Source organism: Nocardia barduliensis (assembly GCF_013315795.1).
GTDB lineage: Bacteria > Actinomycetota > Actinomycetes > Mycobacteriales > Mycobacteriaceae > Nocardia > Nocardia barduliensis.
Genome location: NZ_JABLTE010000021.1, coordinates 1 through 17,612, shown reverse-complemented (window position 1 = coordinate 17,612; position 17,612 = coordinate 1). Strand labels below are relative to the sequence as shown.

17 protein-coding genes are annotated in these 17,612 nt (G+C 69.6%); 8 read left to right on the top strand and 9 right to left on the bottom strand.

Features of this window, described 5'->3' with window-relative positions; translation table 11 throughout:
- Positions 1 to 58: 58 nt before the first annotated feature.
- Both HOV91_RS11870 and HOV91_RS11865 read left to right on the top strand, forming a co-directional pair.
- Positions 59 to 1,240 (top strand): NAD(P)/FAD-dependent oxidoreductase, encoded by a 1,182-nt coding sequence (locus HOV91_RS11870; protein ID WP_174185424.1) that lies wholly within the window; start codon positions 59 to 61, stop codon positions 1,238 to 1,240.
- Between the two features lie 79 nt (positions 1,241 to 1,319).
- Positions 1,320 to 2,240, top strand: a complete 921-nt coding sequence (locus tag HOV91_RS11865; RefSeq protein ID WP_246350001.1) for an RNA polymerase sigma-70 factor — start codon at positions 1,320 to 1,322, stop codon at positions 2,238 to 2,240.
- Positions 2,241 to 2,305: 65 nt separating this feature from the next.
- Here HOV91_RS11865 and HOV91_RS11860 read toward each other — a convergent pair whose 3' ends face one another.
- A complete protein-coding gene (locus HOV91_RS11860; protein ID WP_217440207.1) occupies positions 2,306 to 3,643 on the bottom strand; it encodes an NsdA family TPR-like regulatory protein in 1,338 nt (445 codons plus the stop codon).
- A 240-nt stretch (positions 3,644 to 3,883) separates the two neighbouring features.
- Here HOV91_RS11860 and HOV91_RS11855 point away from each other — a divergent pair, with 240 nt between their 5' ends.
- Both HOV91_RS11855 and HOV91_RS11850 read left to right on the top strand, forming a co-directional pair.
- Positions 3,884 to 4,372: a DNA-directed RNA polymerase subunit beta gene (locus tag HOV91_RS11855; protein WP_174185422.1), complete on the top strand. Its 489-nt coding sequence runs from the start codon at positions 3,884 to 3,886 to the stop codon at positions 4,370 to 4,372.
- Positions 4,373 to 4,468: 96 nt separating this feature from the next.
- A complete protein-coding gene (locus HOV91_RS11850; RefSeq protein ID WP_174185421.1) occupies positions 4,469 to 4,696 on the top strand; it encodes a hypothetical protein in 228 nt (75 codons plus the stop codon).
- Positions 4,697 to 4,757: 61 nt separating this feature from the next.
- Here the strand turns inward: HOV91_RS11850 and HOV91_RS11845 are convergent, their stop codons facing one another.
- The 3 genes from HOV91_RS11845 to HOV91_RS11835 form a co-directional block, all read right to left on the bottom strand.
- Positions 4,758 to 6,590, bottom strand: a complete 1,833-nt coding sequence (locus HOV91_RS11845; protein WP_174185420.1) for an AMP-dependent synthetase/ligase — start codon at positions 6,588 to 6,590, stop codon at positions 4,758 to 4,760.
- A gap of 189 nt (positions 6,591 to 6,779) precedes the next feature.
- Entirely contained in the window at positions 6,780 to 7,520 is a 741-nt protein-coding gene (locus HOV91_RS11840; protein WP_174185419.1) for a GTP cyclohydrolase II, read from the bottom strand.
- Positions 7,517 to 9,007, bottom strand: a complete 1,491-nt coding sequence (locus tag HOV91_RS11835) for a carbohydrate kinase family protein (RefSeq protein WP_174185418.1) — start codon at positions 9,005 to 9,007, stop codon at positions 7,517 to 7,519. Before HOV91_RS11835 ends, HOV91_RS11840 begins: the two co-directional genes overlap by 4 nt.
- 717 nt (positions 9,008 to 9,724) lie before the next feature.
- Between HOV91_RS11835 and HOV91_RS11830 the strand changes: the two genes are divergently transcribed.
- Positions 9,725 to 10,114: a hypothetical protein gene (locus HOV91_RS11830; RefSeq protein ID WP_174185417.1), complete on the top strand. Its 390-nt coding sequence runs from the start codon at positions 9,725 to 9,727 to the stop codon at positions 10,112 to 10,114.
- A 62-nt stretch (positions 10,115 to 10,176) separates the two neighbouring features.
- On the opposite strand, the gene HOV91_RS11825 is transcribed toward HOV91_RS11830, so the two are convergent.
- From HOV91_RS11825 to HOV91_RS11815, 3 genes are read right to left on the bottom strand one after another with little or no spacing between them, the layout of a single operon-like run.
- The gene (locus HOV91_RS11825) at positions 10,177 to 11,253 is read right to left on the bottom strand and encodes a quinone-dependent dihydroorotate dehydrogenase (protein WP_174185416.1); all 1,077 of its coding nucleotides are present in this window, start codon (positions 11,251 to 11,253) and stop codon (positions 10,177 to 10,179) included.
- A gap of 4 nt (positions 11,254 to 11,257) precedes the next feature.
- The gene (locus HOV91_RS11820) at positions 11,258 to 11,557 is read right to left on the bottom strand and encodes a DUF5703 family protein (RefSeq protein WP_312884570.1); all 300 of its coding nucleotides are present in this window, start codon (positions 11,555 to 11,557) and stop codon (positions 11,258 to 11,260) included.
- Positions 11,557 to 12,570 (bottom strand): YncE family protein, encoded by a 1,014-nt coding sequence (locus tag HOV91_RS11815; protein ID WP_174185415.1) that lies wholly within the window; start codon positions 12,568 to 12,570, stop codon positions 11,557 to 11,559. Before HOV91_RS11815 ends, HOV91_RS11820 begins: the two co-directional genes overlap by 1 nt.
- Before the next feature lie 117 nt (positions 12,571 to 12,687).
- Between HOV91_RS11815 and HOV91_RS11810 the strand changes: the two genes are divergently transcribed.
- The 3 genes from HOV91_RS11810 to HOV91_RS11800 are packed head-to-tail and all read left to right on the top strand — an operon-like array spanning position 12,688 to position 15,730.
- On the top strand, positions 12,688 to 13,080 hold the full coding sequence (locus HOV91_RS11810; RefSeq protein WP_312884569.1) for a hypothetical protein: 393 nt from the start codon (positions 12,688 to 12,690) through the stop codon (positions 13,078 to 13,080).
- 6 nt (positions 13,081 to 13,086) lie between these two features.
- Complete coding sequence (locus HOV91_RS11805; protein ID WP_174185414.1) at positions 13,087 to 13,620, top strand: WKL family lipoprotein; 534 nt, start codon at positions 13,087 to 13,089, stop codon at positions 13,618 to 13,620.
- A gap of 52 nt (positions 13,621 to 13,672) precedes the next feature.
- The gene (locus tag HOV91_RS11800; RefSeq protein ID WP_312884568.1) at positions 13,673 to 15,730 is read left to right on the top strand and encodes an MMPL family transporter; all 2,058 of its coding nucleotides are present in this window, start codon (positions 13,673 to 13,675) and stop codon (positions 15,728 to 15,730) included.
- A gap of 267 nt (positions 15,731 to 15,997) precedes the next feature.
- On the opposite strand, the gene HOV91_RS11795 is transcribed toward HOV91_RS11800, so the two are convergent.
- Together HOV91_RS11795 and HOV91_RS11790 are read right to left on the bottom strand one after the other, a co-directional pair.
- Positions 15,998 to 16,849, bottom strand: a complete 852-nt coding sequence (locus HOV91_RS11795; protein WP_174185412.1) for a heme ABC transporter ATP-binding protein — start codon at positions 16,847 to 16,849, stop codon at positions 15,998 to 16,000.
- 64 nt (positions 16,850 to 16,913) lie between these two features.
- Positions 16,914 to 17,612 (bottom strand): FecCD family ABC transporter permease (locus HOV91_RS11790; RefSeq protein ID WP_174185411.1); only part of this gene is annotated, 699 nt, incomplete at its 5' end.

Sequence of the window (17,612 nt, the reverse complement as noted above, 5' to 3'; positions counted from 1 at the left end):
CGGACGGGCTCGCTTGTCCCATAGCCGACCACGCAGAACGAGCCCCAGGGAGCAAGCGATGAACACCACTACCGCCCGAGAAATCGTCGTCCTCGGCGCCGGCTACACCGGCATGCTGGCCGCCATCCGGCTGGCTCGCAACACTCGCAAACTGGGTGTGCGCATCACCGTGGTGAACCCCTCGGCCCGCTTCACCGAGCGGCTGCGCATGCACCAGGTCGCCGCCGGACAGGAATTGGCCGACTACGCCATTCCCGCCCTGCTGACCGGTTCGGGTGTCGACTTCCACCAGGCCACCGCCACCGCCATCGATGCCGAGGCCCGCCTGACAACCCTCGACGACGGCGCGATCCTGCACTACGACAACCTCGTCTACGCGCTCGGCAGCAGCACCGACACGAGCATCGTCCCCGGTGCGAACGAGCACGCATGGACGCTCGACGATCCCCGTCGGGCACACCGCTTTTCGCAGCGCCTGACCGACGTGGCCCTGGCCGGTGGCGGCGTCACCGTCTGCGGCGGCGGACTCACCGGCATCGAAGCCGCCGCCGAGATCGCCGAGGCGCACCCGGACCTGACCGTCACGCTCGTCAGCCATGCCGAACCGGGCTCGATGATGGGGGACAAGGCCCGCGCCTACCTGAACCGAGTCCTCGACCGGCTCGGTGTGGTCCGCCGGGTCGGCGTGAAGGTGACCAAGGTGCTGCCCGACGCCGTGGAACTGGACACCGGCGAACTGATCGCCTCGGAGCTGGCCTTGTGGACCACCGGCGTCAAGGTTTCACCTCTGGCCGCCCAGGCCGGAATCGCGACGGACGTGAAAGGTCTCATCATCACCGACCCGACCTTGCGCTCGGTGTCGCACCCGGAGATCCACGCCATCGGTGACGCCGCGCTGGTTCAGCAGAACTGGGGCCAGGTCCACGGCACGTGCCAGAGTGGTTTGCCCACCGCCGCCTACACCGCCGACACCTTGGCCCGGCTGCTGCGCGGCAAGACCGTGCAGCCGTTCCGCTACGGCTACTTCCACCAGCCGGTGAGCCTGGGCCGCAAGGACGCGGTCATTCAGTTCACCCACGCCGATGACACCCCGAACCGCTGGTACCTCAAAGGCAAGGCCGCCGTCGCCTACAAGCAATCGGTGAGCAGCACCCCGCCGCTGGCCTTCAAGATGAGCAAGTACATGAAGGCGCAGGTGCAGCTGTCCAAGGGCGGCCGTGCCACCCGCGCCACCGCATGATCGCCCCGCGACGGAGGCCGGACGACGCACCCGGCCTCCCAGTGGACCCCGCTCCTGGAGACCGGTAGGTATGAGTTGCATGCAGGACCACACCGAGAGGCAACCCGCCGCCGAGCAGATCGACGCACCGAGCGACCCCTTCGTCGAACACCGCCGCCTGCTCTTCGGCACCGCCTACCAGATGCTCGGCAGCGTCGCCGACGCCGAGGACATCCTGCAGAGCGCCTGGCTGAAATGGAACGCGGCAGACCGGGCTGCCGTCGAGCACCCCAAGTCCTACCTGGTCCGCACCGTCACCAACCTCTCGCTCAACCGCCTCACCTCCGCCCGGGCTACCCGCGAAACCTATGTCGGCCCATGGCTTCCCGAACCGCTGCTCACCGCACCCGACACCGCCGAGGAGATCGAAATGGCCGACACCGTGTCGACCGCCATGCTGGTCGTCCTCGAAACCCTCGATCCCACCGAGCGCGCTGTCTTCGTACTGCGCGAGGTGTTCGGTTACACCTACGCCGAAATCGGCGGCTTCTTGGATCGCCCCGATGCCACCGTCCGCCAGATCGCGCACCGCGCACGCAATCACGTGCAGACCCGCCGCCCGCGCTTCGACGCCGACAACGAATCCCGCAGAGAGATCACCGAGAAGTTCATGGCCGCCTGCCACGGCGGCGACCTCAACGCCCTCATGGAACTGCTCGCACCCGAGGTGACCTTGTGGAACGACGGCGGCGGCATCGTCACCGCGGCCCGCCGCCCACTGCACGGCCCGGACCACGTGGCGCGCTGGATACTGGGCGTCATGACCAAGCCGGTCTCCGCCGGCATCCGCCTCGAATCCGCCACCGTCAACGGCGAACTCAGCATCATCGGCGTCATCGGAGACTACCGAGTCGGCGCGCTCACCTACGACATCGTCGACGGCCGCATCGAAAACATCCGCTTCCAGGTCAACCCGACCAAGCTCGGTGGAATCCAATCCACGGGCGAAGTCTCCTCTTGAGGGACTGTTCGCCTGGAGACGCTCTTGCACCAGCCTCCCGCGGCCGAGGTCTCGGCGCTGCGCGGTCATGCCGCGAGCAATGTCCGGGTTCGTTCGTTGAAGTCCGCGACCAAGGGGTGCGGACCGAAGGCGGCCATATGTTGCTGTACATCGCGGACGGCTTCCACGGAGCGAGAGGACTTGACCTTGCGCGCCAGATCCAGCGTCCGCACCCCTGCCGCATGCGCGGCTTCGAGGTCTCGCTTCTGAATGTGGGTGACCGCCAGCGCGGCGTGGGAGAGCGCGCCCCGGCGCGCGCGATTCTGCGTGCGGGCGTGCGCGATCGATCGGCGAGCGTGCGCCGCGGCTTGTTCCGACTGTCCGAGGTCGCGGAACGCGTTCGCCCACTCGCCGCAGATGTAGGCCGGGTCGATGAAGCGTGCCCACTCGGGCTCTCGGTCGGGCTCGATCCGGGCGAAGGCGTTTTCCGCTGCGTTGATCGCGTGCGCGGTACCGGCCTTGTCACCGATGACAGCGAGCGAACGAGCCTCCAGGGTCCACAGGTCCGCAAGGCAAGCGGGCGCGTCGACCTTCGACAGGCCTTGGCGGCCCGCCTGGGCAAGTCGTCGGCCTTCGTGCGGATACCCGAGCAAGGTTGCCTGGTCGGCCAGTCCGGCCAGCACGTGAGCGCCGAGCGCGGGATCGCGGGATTCTTCGGCCAGCCGAAGCGCCTGGATGAGATACCGCTGCGCCGTACCGTGCTCGCCGTTGTCGAACGCCATCCATCCGAGCAGGTAGGTCTGTTCGGCTGCCGCACCGCACAGCGCCAACCGGACGTCCTCGGTATGGGTACGCCGCAGCAGCGGGTACACGTGCTCGTTCATGTACGCCGCCAAGACGAGCCGTCCGGACCCACCGCCTTGGAAGATATCCATTTCCTGGAAGGTGCCGAACATGTTCTTGACGGCGGTGACGTCTTCCAGCCGTACCCGTTGCCGCTGGCCCGGCAGCTGATCGAGGGTGTTCAGCAGCCAGTCGCGGGACGGCCCGATCGCCGCGACCGCCGCGAACGGAGCTGTGGACAGAAACTTCCTGCGATCCACGTCGGCCCTCCCGAGGTCTGCGACTGCGTCGAGTGTCTGTGTCCACGATGGGCTGTAGACGAGGGCGCGGTCAACCGTCGGCATCTCGCCCAGGCCGAGGTCGTAGGTCGTCACGCGATATCCGAAGCGCGCCGAGAACAGGTCGGCGAGCAGCGCCGGCACCGGCGGGCGCGGGCGTTCTCCCTCGTCCACCCACCGGCGCACGCTGGAAGCGTCCGGCCTGATCTGGGGCTCGCCCCATTCGGTCGCCAAGGCACGCACCCGGCGCGCCAATTCGCTACGACTCCAACCTGAACGGGCCAGCCACTCGGAAAGGTGCATGTTCGCACTGTTCATCATCCCTGCCATTTCTTCACTGGGAGAGACCGATCCACCACCTTTCAACACCCGCGGCGACCTTACTCGCAGCGACTTCGAGGTGTGTGCTGAATGCGCCCGGACGGGGGAGCTCAGCGCAAATGCCGCCGCTGGCTCATTCCCGCCTCATGCCTGGTTTCACGGCACGCACGGAACCGGGCGCATCTCTACCGTCGATCGATTTGAGCAGGGGGTTCGATGATTATGGGCCGGATACCGTTCGGCGACACGCCGTTGTCGCGGTGCGCCTACTACCGGCAGGTGTGCGATCTTCCTGCGGAGGTCGATCCACCCCACGTGGGGCGCATAGTCCTGCGCATGGGGGTGGCGTGGGCGGTGATCATGCCCGCCACGTTGGGGCAGGACGTGAAGGTCTGGATGCAGCGGCACGACTATGCGGTCGGGCCGATCATGTCGCATCCCCGGTCGAAGCGGTGGACTTACCTCACGCGACCCGATCTGCCGGACGACATGACACTGTTCGCGGCGATGTTCCGGCTCAACGTCTCGGTGGTGCGCGCGGGCGGCACCGTGGCGCTGCCCAGCCCGGCCGATCGTGGCACCGCGTTCCGGGCGTGGGTCAATCTCCCGGACAACACCTTCCGTCCCACCGGTAGTGTCGTGGTCGCCGCTATCCGGGCATGCGTAGCCGAGCGTGTCGCGCGCCGAAGGCAGGGCTTCCCGTATGCCTGAGAGCAGCCGCTACGCGTGGAACGAGCTGCCGAACTGCGGACTAGCCGAAGTAGATCGCCCGGATGCCTACGCGCGGGCGGCAAGGAAGTGCCGGCGGTGAACGGTGATGATCGCCGGGAATCTCCGCTCCCGTCCGAGCCGGATGTCCACTTGTCGGTGTTCTGGCACGGTGTCCGATTGGACTTCGTCGCCTGCGTCACCGCGGCGTGCTTGTTCGTTCAGGAGTGGCGTGCCCGGCACTGGCACGACGCGGTGGAAGTGTCGACCGACGACGTCGACGGGTATCCGAGATTGCCGTGTGAGCGGCTGTATTTGGAGCCCTAGAGTCCGGACAGATGACTGCGGCCCCGGGCGAATGCTCGGGGCCGCAGACGTTCGGGAGGAACTACTTGACGCTGATCACCCGGTCGGAGGGCTCTTTGGCGTAGAGCGCCTCGATGTCGGCTTGGTATTTGGCCGCGATGGGGGCGCGTTTGAGCGACATCTTGGGGGTGAGTTCGTCGCCGCCGGGTTCCCAGACCGCGCCGAGGATGGTGAAGCGCTTGATCTGCTCGACGCGGGAGAGTTTGGTGTTGCCCGCCTGGACCGCCGCCAGGACCTCGTCGATGATCTGCTGGCGGGTGGCCAGGGTGGCGATGTCCTCGCCGGTGGCGTCGAGTTCCTTGGCGCGGATCGCGGCGACGTCGGGGTCGAGCACGATCAGGGCGGCGATGTAGGGCTTGGCGTCACCGATGGCGACGACCTGGCCGATCAGCGAGGAGGCGGCCTTCACCGAGTTCTCGATGTTGGTGGGGGCGATGTTCTTGCCCGCCTCGTTGATGATCAGTTCCTTCTTGCGGTCCACGATGCGCAGGTAGCCGTCGGCGTCGAGGGTGCCGATGTCGCCGGTGCGCAGCCAGCCGTCGGAGTCGATGGCCTCGGCGGTCTTGTCGGGCATGTTGCGGTAGCCGCGGGTGACGATGGGTCCGCGCACCAGCACCTCCCCGTCGGCGTCCAGCCGCAGTTCCATGCCGTCCACCGCGCGCCCGACCGAGCCGGGGCGGGGCTTGTCCAGCTCGGTGAAGGTGCCCACGCCGGTGGTCTCCGACATGCCCCACACCTCACTGACGGTGAAGCCGAGGCCGAGGAAGTATTCCAGGGTCTCCGGCGGGATGGGGGCGGCGCCGGAGGAGGCGACGCGCAGCTGATCCAGTCCGAGGGCGTGGCGCAGCTTGGACAGCACCAGCGTCTCGGCGATCCTGTGCTGCGCGCTCAGCAAAGGGCCGCGGCCTTTGCCTGCCAGATCGGCGCGGGCGGCGGCGATGCCGGTGCTGATCGCCCAGTTGGCCAGCGCCTTCTTCACCGGGCTCGGCTCTTCGGCGAGTTTGCCCTCGACGCCGGCCTTGATCTTCTGCCACACGCGCGGGACGCCGAAGAAGATGGTCGGGCGGGCGTCGGGCAGGGCGGCGGCGACCTCGCGCGGGTCGGGCACGGTGGTGATCTGGATGCCGGTGAGCAGGTTGATCGCGTGGCCGGAGATCCGGTCGGCGACGTGCGCGGCGGGCAGGTAGGACACCGCCCGGTCGTCCAGGCCGACCTGCAGCGGGCCGTTGACCAGGGCGATGATCTGCGCGAGCACGTTGCGGTGGGTGATCTCCACGCCCTTGGACGGGCCGGTGGTGCCGGAGGTGTAGATCAGGGTGGCCAGGTCCTCGGGGCCGACGGCCTGCCAGGCGGCGTCGAAATCGAAGTCGGCGACGGGCGCGGCCTCCACCTCTTCGAGGGTGACGGCGCCCTCGGCGGGCCCGTCGACCATGACGATGTGCTCGATCGGCACTCCCGAGGCGGTGATCCGGTCCAGGAACACCTGTTCGGTCACCACGACTTTGTTTCCGGCGTTGGTGAACAGGTGGGTGATCTGCTCGGGGGAGCTGGTGTTGTAGATGGAGAACGGGGTGGCGCCCAAATGCAGGGCGGCGGTGTCGACGAGGTTGAACTCGGGGCGGTTGGTGAGCATGATGCCGACCGTGTCGCCGTGGCCGACGCCGAGACCGGCCAGGCCCGCGGCGATCGAGCGCACCCGTTCGGCGTAGTCGCGCCAGGTGTACTCCTGCGTGCCGCCCACCTTCCGCAAGGCGATCTGGTCGGGGCGCAGCCGCGCGGTCTCCTGGAATGCGGCGGGGACGGTGTACACCGTTTTGCCCGACTGGTGCGCGTATCCGATTTCTGTTGTCGTCATATCCCTGTTCCCGATATCGCTGGGGTCGACCGACCGCCGGTTTCCGCCGGCGTCCGGTCCGAGACTCGAACCCTGACATGATGCGGCGAATGCATCGTCAGTCTCTCACGAGTCGGCGCGCCACATGTGGCGCGGCTCACTCATGGTAGCCACAGGCGGGAATCGAAGTGGCCGAACTTCAACAATCCTTCAGGCACCGATGAGATCCGGCGCGGGGCCGGGCCCGGACCGGGGACGATGGTTCTCACCAGGGGTGATCACGACCGGGTCGACGGCGAGCGGCTCGTCGGTCGCGGCGTCGCCCTCGTGCGGCTCGAGCGCCCACGGCACGGAATCGGTGGGGATCCAGTGCTTGCGCCGGGTGCGCTTGGCCTCCAGGTACTCGCGGGCGCGTTCGCTGAGCGCCCGGGTGCGCAACGGGACCGCGGTGACCTGCAGCCCTTCCCGTCGCAGCGCGTCGACCTTGGCGGGATTGTTCGTCAACAGCTGCACCGAACGCAGTCCGAGCTCGGCCAGCGCCCGCGCGGTGGCCTGGTAGGTGCGGGCGTCGGCGGGGTAGCCGAGGTTCTCGTAACTGGTGAAGGTATCGGTGCCGGAACGCTCGCTCTCGCGATAGCCCAGCGCCTTCGCGATCAGTCCCGCCCCCCGGCCCTCCTGCTCCAGATACACCAGCACCCCCGAGCCCGCGGCCTGGATGAGATCCAGCGCTTTGTCCAGCTCCGGCCCGCAATCGCAGTCCTGCGACCGCAACGCCTCTCCGTACAGGCAGCGCGAGTGTACCCGGACCAGGCAGCCGTCGGCGACCGCGCCGAACAGCAGCAGGTGCCCCCGCTCCCCGTCCCCGTTCAACTCCACCACCCGAACTCGCAGATCATGCCCGTTGCGACGGAACCGATGCTCGGTGTCGGCAGGATCCACAGCGTTGGTCAATGCTCCTCCGTAGCGAGTTTGAAAATTCGCTCGACCTCACTCACCAGTGGCATTGCCCCGGGGACGGCCCCGATCGATTGCGTCGCCACCATTGCGGCGGTCGCCCAGACGTAGTCGTTGCGTGCGGCGGGGCGGCGCGTCGAAACGAGACGATATACCAGGGCGGCGGAGAAGGCAGCGTGAGCGCCGACCGAGTCGTCCAGCGCCGTCGGGAACGGCTGGAATCGGTCGCTGACCTGCTCCGACCACACCGCGCACCGGAAATCCTTGATCGCGCACACCGCCCCGACACCCAGCGCGCGCAGCCGTGTGGCGGTCTGGTCCCCGCACGAGGCCGCTCCGTCGGCCATCGCCAGGGCCTGCAGGTCCTTGTCGTCGCCGACGAGGTAGTCCACCACACCGAGGTGCTGATACAGATACTGCGGGCGATCCAGCCGCGGCGCCGGATGCACGACCACCAGCGGCCGTCGCGGCAGCCCGCGCAGCTGCGCCATGATCTGCTCGAGCACTCCGGTGGGTTGCTCGAAGGTCAGCAGCACCGCGTCCGACGTGGCCAGCGCCGAGCGGATCGCGTCGCTGCGTAGGTCCTGGGAACTCAATCGGATTCGCTCGTCTTTGCAGCCGATCGTGCTCGCCGCGCCGGTGCCCGCCACGATCACCGCGGTCACCGGTGTCGGCGCGTAGGGCACCACCTTGACCAGTTCGGTGTCGACGCGTTCGCTGCGCAGGTATTCCAGGATGCGGTCGCCCGCGTCGTCGTCGCCGACCGCGGAGATCAGCCGCGCCCGCAGCCCGAGCCGGGCGGCCGCCACGGCGCGCGCGAGCCCCTTGCCGCCGGGATGTTCCCCGTAGCTGCCCGGCGCGGTGCCGCCGGGCCCGGGAATACGGTCGACCAGGTACATGTGGTCGATGACCGCATCGCCGATCACCGTGACCACACCGCGGGAATCCACCGGATCCGGTTCTCGCGCAGTCGTTTCCGCGAAGTCGACGACATGCGCGCCGTCGAACACCGAAGCCGTGGCCAGTTGCGCGGCCAGTTCGGTGAACGCGCGGCGCTCGGGCGCCCCGCGCAGCGAGCGCACCGTCAAGGTGTCCGGAATCGGCTGCGCCCCGAGCGCTTCGTGCAGCGCCGCCCACCGCACGGCGAGGTATTCGCGCCGCTCACCCAGATCCGCGGCGTAGAGCTGGTCGAGATCCACGCCGGGGGGCGGGTTTTCGCGCAGCAGCCCCAGCGACAGCTCCGCGTCGACGACCAGCCGGTGGGTGGGCTGCAAACCCCTGGCCAGGTCACGCACCAGCGGCAGCACCGCCTCTTCCCGGTCGATACCCGCGCGCCGCGCGTACTGCCGCACGGCCAGCAGATCCAGCAGGGGCAGTACGTCGATTTCGGTGCTGCGCAATCGATCCGAGCTCAGGCCGGACCGTTTGCACAGCCGGGTGAGGATATTGCGCACGGCAACCATTCCCGAATCCTGCGGGACCATGGCGATGCCCCCTCCTCTATCGGCGCGACACCGGACCGTCGTGCGCACGTCGGCCACGCGAATCGGGTTTAGCCAGCGGGCAAATTGTCAATTACCAAACTACAACGGCAATTGCGCTCGGGGAACGGCAAATGCCACACTTGAGGTGGCGATCCCTAATCGCAGCACCAGGCAGGGAGGGCTGGTGATGAGAATGATGCTTCAGATACGGCAGCCACGACGGCGACGGCGCAACCGCCCCGCCGGATCCGATACCGAACTGGGGCCGAAGCCGGTGATGGACTGAACGAGCCGCCGGACACTCCGCGCGACATCGCACCGGTCATCGCCCGCGCCGTCCCGGCGCGCCGGCCCGCACACCCCATGCCGTCACCGGCCCGGCCCTTCGGCGCCGCTGCCCGAACCCGGCCGCGCCCGCCCACGCGCCGTCCGGAATCCACTCACCCCGATCGACGCCCGGTCGTGCCCTACGCCATCGACCCGCCCCGCGCCGCGGTCACCCCGCCCGCCGCACAGGTGCGAGCCACCACCGGGCCCGCCCGGCCGGGCCACTTTCATCGGCCCGGGCACGCGGCAGCGTGCCCGACGAACCGGCAGAAATCACGGTGCGGCACCGCAGCGCGCCACACCAGCGGATGCACGACAGGAGGCATTCGTGATCATCGAACTCAGCACCCTGGAGCCGGCCTCACTCCACCTGTTGCACCGGAGACAGCGATGACCATCCACACCACCGAATGGACGATGACCAGTGACGTGACCCCGGAATCGGCCTGCCGTGACACCGACGCGCCCGACGGCTGGCGGCTGAGCTGGCTACCGGACCGGCGGCTGACCCACAGCCAGGCGCTGGCAGGCATGCGGCTGGACGAACTGCTCAGCGACCCGCACGCCGTGCACGACCGCATGACCCAGGCCCGCGTCGAGGTCTACGCCGACCACCTGGGCATCCTGCGCGACCACGCGGTGATCCTGCTGGCCAAGCGCATGGCCGCGCGGCTGGGGCAGCAACTGCGACCGGAGGGAGATCCGGCGCCGCCGGGGCACGGTCGGCGTACCCGGCAGTGGCACACCCGCACGCCCGAACCGCCGTTCGTGCACGGCTGAGGCCGAGGGCCACCCGCTCTCGCCGAGCGGCACACCTTGCTCCCCGACTACCGGCCCGTCGTTCAGGCGTGCGCTTTGTGCTCCGCGCCGACGGCCTCACCGAGGCCGGCGTACCCTCCGGCGCGCAACCGCTGCGCCAGACCGCGATGGATCCTGCGCATCCAGAACGGGCCACCGTAGATGAACCCGGTGTAACCCTGCAACAGCGTCGCACCGGCGAGGACGCGTTCCCACGCCTGGTCGGCGGTTTCGATACCGCCGACCGAGACCAGCACCAGCCGGTCACCGACGCGCCGGTACAGCCGCCGCAGCACCTCGAGCGAACGGTCGGCGACCGGCGGACCGGACAGACCGCCCGCGCCCATGGCGGCCACCTCGGCCGCGTCGGTGCGCAGCCCGTCGCGGCGAATGGTGGTGTTGGTGGCCACGATGCCCGCCAAGCCGAGCTCGACGGCCAGATCGGCCACAGCGTCGATGTCCTCGTCGGACAGATCCGGCGCGATCTTCACCAGCACCGGCACCCGCACACTGTCCAGTACCGCCCGCAGCAGCGGCCGCAGCGATTCGACGGCCTGCAGATCACGCAGCCCGGGCGTGTTGGGCGAGCTGACGTTGACCACGACGAAATCGGCCAGCGGCCCCAGCAGCGCGGCGCTGGTGGCGTAGTCCGCGGCGGCGGCCTCCGGTTCGACGATCTTCGTCTTGCCGATGTTCGCGCCGATCGGCACCGCACCGCGGCGTGCGCGCAGCCGGTCGGCGGCCGCGGCGGCGCCGTGATTGTTGAAACCCATCCGGTTGATCAGCGCCCGGTCGGCGGGCAGCCGGAACAACCGGGGCGCGGGATTGCCCGGCTGCGCCTGCGCGGTGACGGTGCCGATCTCGGCGAAACCGAACCCCAGCGGCGCCCAGGCGTCCACCCCGTCGGCGTTCTTGTCGAAACCGGCGGCCAAGCCCAGCGGCGCGGGGAACTCGACCCCGAACGCCTCCACGCGCAGGATCGGATCGCGGGCGACGAGGACCTTGCTCATCGCCCAGCGCAGCGGCGCAACCCAGGCGGCGAATCGCATGACCGCGAAGACCAGGTGGTGGACGCGTTCTGGCGCGACCAGGAACATCAGTCGCAGTAGCAGGGCGTACATCGGCTCACATTCCGGGTTCGGGCTGGGGTAGTAGTGCGGATTTTCGCCGCCGCAGCAGCACCCGCCTGCTGCCGTCGGTGTAGGCCCGCACCCGCGAGAGTTCCCAGCCACCGAACTCCGCCTGGATCGCCAGCCGCATCGACGCGGTCACCCGCGTGACATCCGGCGGCAGCCGCAGCGGTACGTATTCGTAGTCCTCGCTCGAGGTTTCCCAGCCCGCGGGCAGCGCGCGCCCGCGCCCCCGGTGTGCTGCCGGATCAGTAGATGTCGCGGTATCGTCGCCCGCGCGCGGTGTCCGAGCCATCAGTGCCCTCTCTTCCGATCGTCCGCACCGATCCGTTGCAGACCGTCGCCGGTCGCGGATCCCACGAACAGATCACCGGTGCCTTGCTCGACAGCCACCGAGTTCGGTTGCCGGACGGTGGCGTAGCGGCCCACTTCCTTCGGTATACCAGTCGACAGGTCGAATCCGACGACCTCGTTGCGCTGCGTGCACGTCACCCACACGGTGTCCGACCGCTGATCGTAGGCGAGTGCGTAAGGCGAAGATCCTACCGGGAAACGCTGGCGCAACACGAGCGGTCCGGCAGTGTAGACCAGCAGCTCGCCACCTGCGGTGTCGGTGACCACGAACCGGCCGCGTGCGTCGCCGATGAGCTGCGTGGCCCCGTCACCGGCCCGCAGCGCCAATCCGGGCCGCTTCTTGCCAGGGTCGATCTCCAACAGCGCGGTCTGACGGCGGTCGAGCACGGTCAGCTCGCCGTCGGCTTCGGCGATCTCGTCGGCCGAGACCAGCCCGGACACCGTCCGGGTCACCGCACCGCCGGGCGTCAGCTCCAGCACCCGGCCGTCGGCGGTGCCGACCAGCACACCGCCGTCGCCGCGGGCGCGCACCGACCGCACGTCGCCGTCGACGGCGACCGCCGTGACCGTTCCGGAGGCGAGATCCACCCGCAGCACCCGCCCCGGCGCGGCCGCCAGCATCTCACCGGGCCTGCCCGGGGTGAGAGCGCTCGCGCGCTCGGGCAAGGTCACGGTGCGCACCAGCGGCTCGGCGGCGTCCGGGTCGACGACGGTCAGGACAGCGCCGTCCAGGGTGGCCAGCAGCCCGCTGCCGGAGTCGGCTTCCAGCGCGGCGATCGGCCCGGCGGGCAGCACCCGGCCCGCGGGCGCCGTCGTCACCGCGGGCGCGACCGCGGCCGTGGCCGGTTCCCTGGTCGGCAGGTCGGGACCGCCGTCGCCGGAGGAGCATCCGGCCAGCAGCGCCAGCACCGCCGCACCCCCGACTGCCGAGACGAGCGAGCCGCGAGAGCGCATCCACCGAACTCCTTCTACCGACGAATCTTGCGCAACCTCACCATCTGACCATGATGGCGTAACCAACCGACCGACCGGGGTGTCGGCTCGAGCGGAATGTCGGTACGCGGAGTTACGGTGGACACCACACTGTCCGATATAGGGAGATCCGGGTTGAAAGCCGACCATTCGTCGGGATTTGTCATCGACGACATCACCCTCGGTCCGTACGCGCACGGGTACGGGACCACCGCCGAGGGGCACCCGTTCGCCTTCCGCACGGTCCGCGCCACGCTGACGCTGGAGGTCTACCGCCGCGGTCTCACCGACGCCGTCCCCGGCCCGGAGGACGTGCTCGCGGTCGCCGAAGCCACGGTCACCGACATCGACCTCGACGACGAACGCAGTGTCGCCGCGCTGGTGCGGGATATGATCCCCGACACCGCGGCAATCGAAGCCGCCGCGGGACGGGACGTCACGGCCGTGCGTGCCCTGCTGGGACGGATCAGCTCCGTCATCGAAGGTATGTAGGAAGTGATGACCCGCACACGACTCGCCCGGACCGCGCTCACCGCCGCCGTTCTCCTGCTGGCCGCGCCGGCCGCCGCCTGCGACAGCGGAACCGACGACGCCGCGGTCGAGGCCGCCCGCTCGTCGGCGAACGCGTCGCTGTCGTCCTCGGTCGCGGCCTCTTCCAGCGCCGCCCACCCGCCGCTGCCGACCGCCGCCGACCTGGACGCCCAGATCAAACGTGCGCTGGACCCGGCACTGCCCGACAGCGAACGCACCGCCCTCATCGAGGACGGCGATTCCTTCCGCCAGGCCATCCCCGACATGTACAAGGCGCTGCAGGACAATCCGCGCGCCGTCTACGGCGTGACCGACCCGGTGTTCGACAACCACGACGGCACGCTGACGGCCACCATGCGCCTGGACAAGGACGGCACCGGCGCCGCGGTCCGCACCACGGTCGTGCACTTCGTGCTGATCGACGGCAAGTGGAAGATCTCGCGCACCGACCTGTGCGGCATCCTGCGCTCGGCCGACTACCGCACCCCGGCCTGCGGCTGACCGGGCCCGCGACGCGATGCGCCGTTCCGGTTCACTGCGGTGGGGACGGTTCGTGCACCGCCACCGCTTCCTCGTGCTGGCCTTCTTCGTCGTGTTCGTGCTGCTGTCGGGCTGGTACGGCCGCGACCTGGCCGGGCGGCTGACCCAGGAGGGCTGGTTCGACGAGAGCAGCGAATCGGTCGCCGCCGCCGAACTGGCCGACCGCACCTTCGGCCGCGACACCGACAGCGACCTGATCCTGCTCTACACCGCCCCCGACGGCGCCACCGTCGACGATCCGGCCGTACGCGGCCCGGTCACCCGCCAGCTCGCCGGACTGCTGTCGACCTACCCCGACCGCATCCAGAAGATCGACAGCTACTGGGACAGCCCGTTCTCCGCCCAGGCCACCGACCCCACCCACACCCACGCCTTCGCCAGCGTCGGATTGCGCGGCTCGGGCACCGCGACGGTGGAGAACTACCTGGCCATCAAGGACCATCTCGGCGCCGGGCAAGCCGGCGGCGGCCCGGGCGGCACCACCGTGCAGCTGGCCGGGTTGCAGCCGATCGTGGAAGGCATCAACACCGGCATGCAGCGCGACATCAAGCGCGCGGAGATGATCGCCCTGCCGCTGGTGGCGATCTTGCTGTATTTCGTGTTCGGCGGCGTGATCGGGGCGCTGCTGCCGGTGCTCATCGGCGGCATGACGATCCTGGGCACCCAGGGCGGATTGCGGCTGCTGACCGATCACCTCGACGTCAACGTCTTCGCCAGTGCCGTGATGACCCTGGTCAGCCTGGGATTGGCGATCGACTACGGGCTGTTCACCGTCACCCGCTTCCGGGAGGAACTCGCCGCGGGCCACACCGTCGAGGAGGCCACCGCCCGCACCGTCGCGACCGCGGGGCGCACCGTGCTGTTCTCGGCCGCGATCATCGCCCTCAGCCTCGGCGCGCTGTTCATCTTCCCCAATGGCGTGCTGCGCTCGGTGCCGCTGGGCGGCATCAGCTCGGTCCTGCTGGCGGCGCTGCTGTCGGTGACGGCGCTGCCTGCCGCGTTGAGCATCGCCGGACGCCGCATCGACTTCCTGGGTTGGAAACGGTTCTCCCGCACCAAGACCGAAGCGCAGATCGACGCCGGGTTCTTCGCCCGGCTGGCGCTGTGGGCGATGCGCAGGCCCTTGGCGGTGGCCGTGCCGATCGTGCTCGCGCTGCTCGCACTCGCCATCCCGATGCGCAACATCGAATTCGGCGGACTCAGCGAACGCTATTTGTCCGACGACAACCCCGCCCGCGTGGCACAGGAACATTTCGACGAACTGTTTCCCAGCTTCCGCACCGAACCACTGAAACTGGTGGTGGTCGGCGCCGACGCGCGGCAGCTGAGCGACATCCGCTACACCGCCAACCAGATCCCCGGCCTGACCGGCCGCTTCGAGCCCGCCGCGCCCACCAAGGACGGCATCAACGTGCTCGCCGCCGGATTGGCCGACAAACGCGACGCCGACCAGGTCATCGCCGCCCTGCGCGCCATTCCCGAACCCCCCGGGGTGCGGGTGATGGTGGCCGGTGTGCCCGCGCTGGAACGCGACAGCATCAACGGACTGCTCGACGGCCTGCCCACGCTGCTGGCCCTGCTCGTCACGGCGGCGCTGGCGCTGATGTACGCGGCGTTCCGCTCCCTGGTGCTGGCGCTGAAGGCGGTGGTGATGAGCGCGCTCAGCCTCGTGTCCACCCTCGGCATGCTGACCTGGATGTTCGTCGAGGGACACGGCGCGGGGGTTTTCCACTTTACCCCGGGACCGTTGATGTTCGCGGTGCTGGCGCTGATCGTCACGGTGGTGTTCGGGCTGTCCACCGACTACGAGGTGTTCCTGCTGTCGCGGGTGTCGGAGGCCCGCGCCGCCGGCGCGGACGCCCCGGAGGCGATCCGCTACGGCATCGCCCACACCGGCGGCGTGATCACTTCCGCGGCCGCGATCCTGATCGTGGTCACCGGCGCGTTCGGGTTCTCGGATCTGGTGCTGATGAAATACATCGCCTACGGCATGATCGCCGCCCTGATCCTGGACGCCACCGTGATCCGCATGCTGCTGACACCGGCGGTGCTGAAACTGATCTGGCGCTGACGCCCGCGGGCTTCGGACTCCACCACACCCACGGACGGCGAAGCCGCGGTCGCGGGTGGATCCTCCCGAGTTCGGCTGGCGGTGGCCGGGGTGAGTTTCCTGCCACAGGGCGGCATCCGTGCGGGTGGTGTGAGTCGGAGCAATCAGCGCCTTCCACGTCGTTGTGTGCTCCTTCGACCACTCGAGGCCGATCTGCGGGGTCCCGTCGGCCGGATGCTGCCTGTGCACGACGAGGGGATCGGTGCGGGCGGCAGCCACCGGACGGGCTCAGCGGCGCACCGGCAGGACCAGTTGCGCTCCGGTGACCGGATGGTCGAGCACTTCGACCGGGTGCTGGTAGACGCGGGTGAGCAGTTCGGTGGTGAGCACCTCGCGCGGTGGTCCGTCGGCGGCGAGGCGACCGGAGTCCAGCACGGCGACGCGGTCGGCGTAGGCGGCCGCGATACCGAGATCGTGCAGCACGACCACCACGGCCGCGCCGTCGTCGGCGCGGGCGGCGGCCAGGCGCAGCACGGCTTCCTGATGTCCGAGGTCCAGTGCCGCGGTGGGCTCGTCCAGCAGCAGCGTGGCGGTGTCCTGCGCCAGCACCCGCGCCAGCGCGACGCGGGCGCGTTCACCGCCGGAGAGGGTCGGAAACGACCGGGCCGCCAGATGTTCGACGTCGGTGGCGGCCATCGCGGCGGCGATCTGTTTTTCGTCGAGTTCGCGGCGCTCGGTGCGCACCCAGGGCGCGCGGCCCATCGCCACCACTTCCCGCGCGGTGAACGGGAACCCGACGGTGTGGGTCTGCGGCAACACCGCCCGCCGCCGGGCCATGTCCAGCGTGGTCCAGTGCGACAGCGGCCGCCCGTCGAGTTCCACCGCCCCCGCGCTCAGCGCCAGCTCCCCGGCCAGCGCGGCCAGCAACGTCGACTTACCGGCGCCGTTGGGCCCGACGAGAGCCACGACCTGCCCAGCGACCGCCTCGAAGTCGACACCGTCGAGCACCCGGCGCGTTTGCCCGCCACCGCGCCGCTGCACACTCACCCCCGCCGCCCGCACCGTCGCCTGCCCCTTCTCGGGCCATTCCGGCAGCTCGTGCACCGTCCGCAACAAGCTCACCGCGCACCTCCCCGCCATGAGGGGCACATCGTGCCGAGGACTCCTCGGTATCTGTCGCGGCCGTGCGCCACGCGCCGTACGGTCACGCCCAGCCTCCGGAACGGGCTCGGGTGCGGCGCAGCAGCCAGAAGAAGACCGGGCCGCCGATCAGGGAGGTGAGCATGCCCAGGGGCAGGTCGGCGTTGTCGACCAGGGAGCGGGCGGTGACGTCGGCGGCCAGCAGCACCACCGCGCCGACGATGGCGCTCAGCGGGATCAGCACCCGGTGGGCGGGACCGACCAGCATCCGCACCAGGTGCGGGACGATGAGCCCGACGAACAGGATGATGCCGGTGAACGCGACACCGGCGGTGGCCAGCACCGCGACCACGAGAATCACGTGACGGCGCAGCCGCTCCACGTCGACGCCCAGATGCCGGGCCGCGGACTCCCCGAGCGCCAGCAGATCCAGCCGCGGCGCCAGCAGCACCGCCGCGGCGACACCGACCGCGGTCAGCGGCGCGACCACACCGACCGCTTCCCACCTGGCCCCGTTGAGCGAACCCAGCTGCCAGAACACGATCTGATCGCGCGCCGCGGGGGAGGCGACGAACAACAGCAACGCGATAAGCCCGCCGGCGAAGGCGTTGATCGCGACACCGGTCAGCACGAGCGTGACGACCTCGGTGCGCCCACCGGAGCGCGCCAGCAGATACACCAGCAACGTGGTGGCAAGCCCCGCGACGAACGCCGCCGCGGCCACCGACCAGGCGGCCACGAACGCCCCGCCCACCACGATGAC

Coding starts and splice junctions, on each gene's coding strand:
- HOV91_RS11830 (WP_174185417.1), top strand. CDS start 9,725: ATGACCATCCACACCACCGAATGGACGATGACCAGTGACGTGACCCCG.
- HOV91_RS11870 (WP_174185424.1), top strand. CDS start 59: ATGAACACCACTACCGCCCGAGAAATCGTCGTCCTCGGCGCCGGCTAC.
- HOV91_RS11795 (WP_174185412.1), bottom strand. CDS start 16,849: ATGGCGGGGAGGTGCGCGGTGAGCTTGTTGCGGACGGTGCACGAGCTG.
- HOV91_RS11815 (WP_174185415.1), bottom strand. CDS start 12,570: ATGCGCTCTCGCGGCTCGCTCGTCTCGGCAGTCGGGGGTGCGGCGGTG.
- HOV91_RS11865 (WP_246350001.1), top strand. CDS start 1,320: ATGCAGGACCACACCGAGAGGCAACCCGCCGCCGAGCAGATCGACGCA.
- HOV91_RS11825 (WP_174185416.1), bottom strand. CDS start 11,253: ATGTACGCCCTGCTACTGCGACTGATGTTCCTGGTCGCGCCAGAACGC.
- HOV91_RS11860 (WP_217440207.1), bottom strand. CDS start 3,643: ATGCACCTTTCCGAGTGGCTGGCCCGTTCAGGTTGGAGTCGTAGCGAA.
- HOV91_RS11845 (WP_174185420.1), bottom strand. CDS start 6,590: ATGACGACAACAGAAATCGGATACGCGCACCAGTCGGGCAAAACGGTG.
- HOV91_RS11835 (WP_174185418.1), bottom strand. CDS start 9,007: ATGGTCCCGCAGGATTCGGGAATGGTTGCCGTGCGCAATATCCTCACC.
- HOV91_RS11855 (WP_174185422.1), top strand. CDS start 3,884: ATGGGCCGGATACCGTTCGGCGACACGCCGTTGTCGCGGTGCGCCTAC.
- HOV91_RS11820 (WP_312884570.1), bottom strand. CDS start 11,557: ATGGCTCGGACACCGCGCGCGGGCGACGATACCGCGACATCTACTGAT.
- HOV91_RS11805 (WP_174185414.1), top strand. CDS start 13,087: ATGACCCGCACACGACTCGCCCGGACCGCGCTCACCGCCGCCGTTCTC.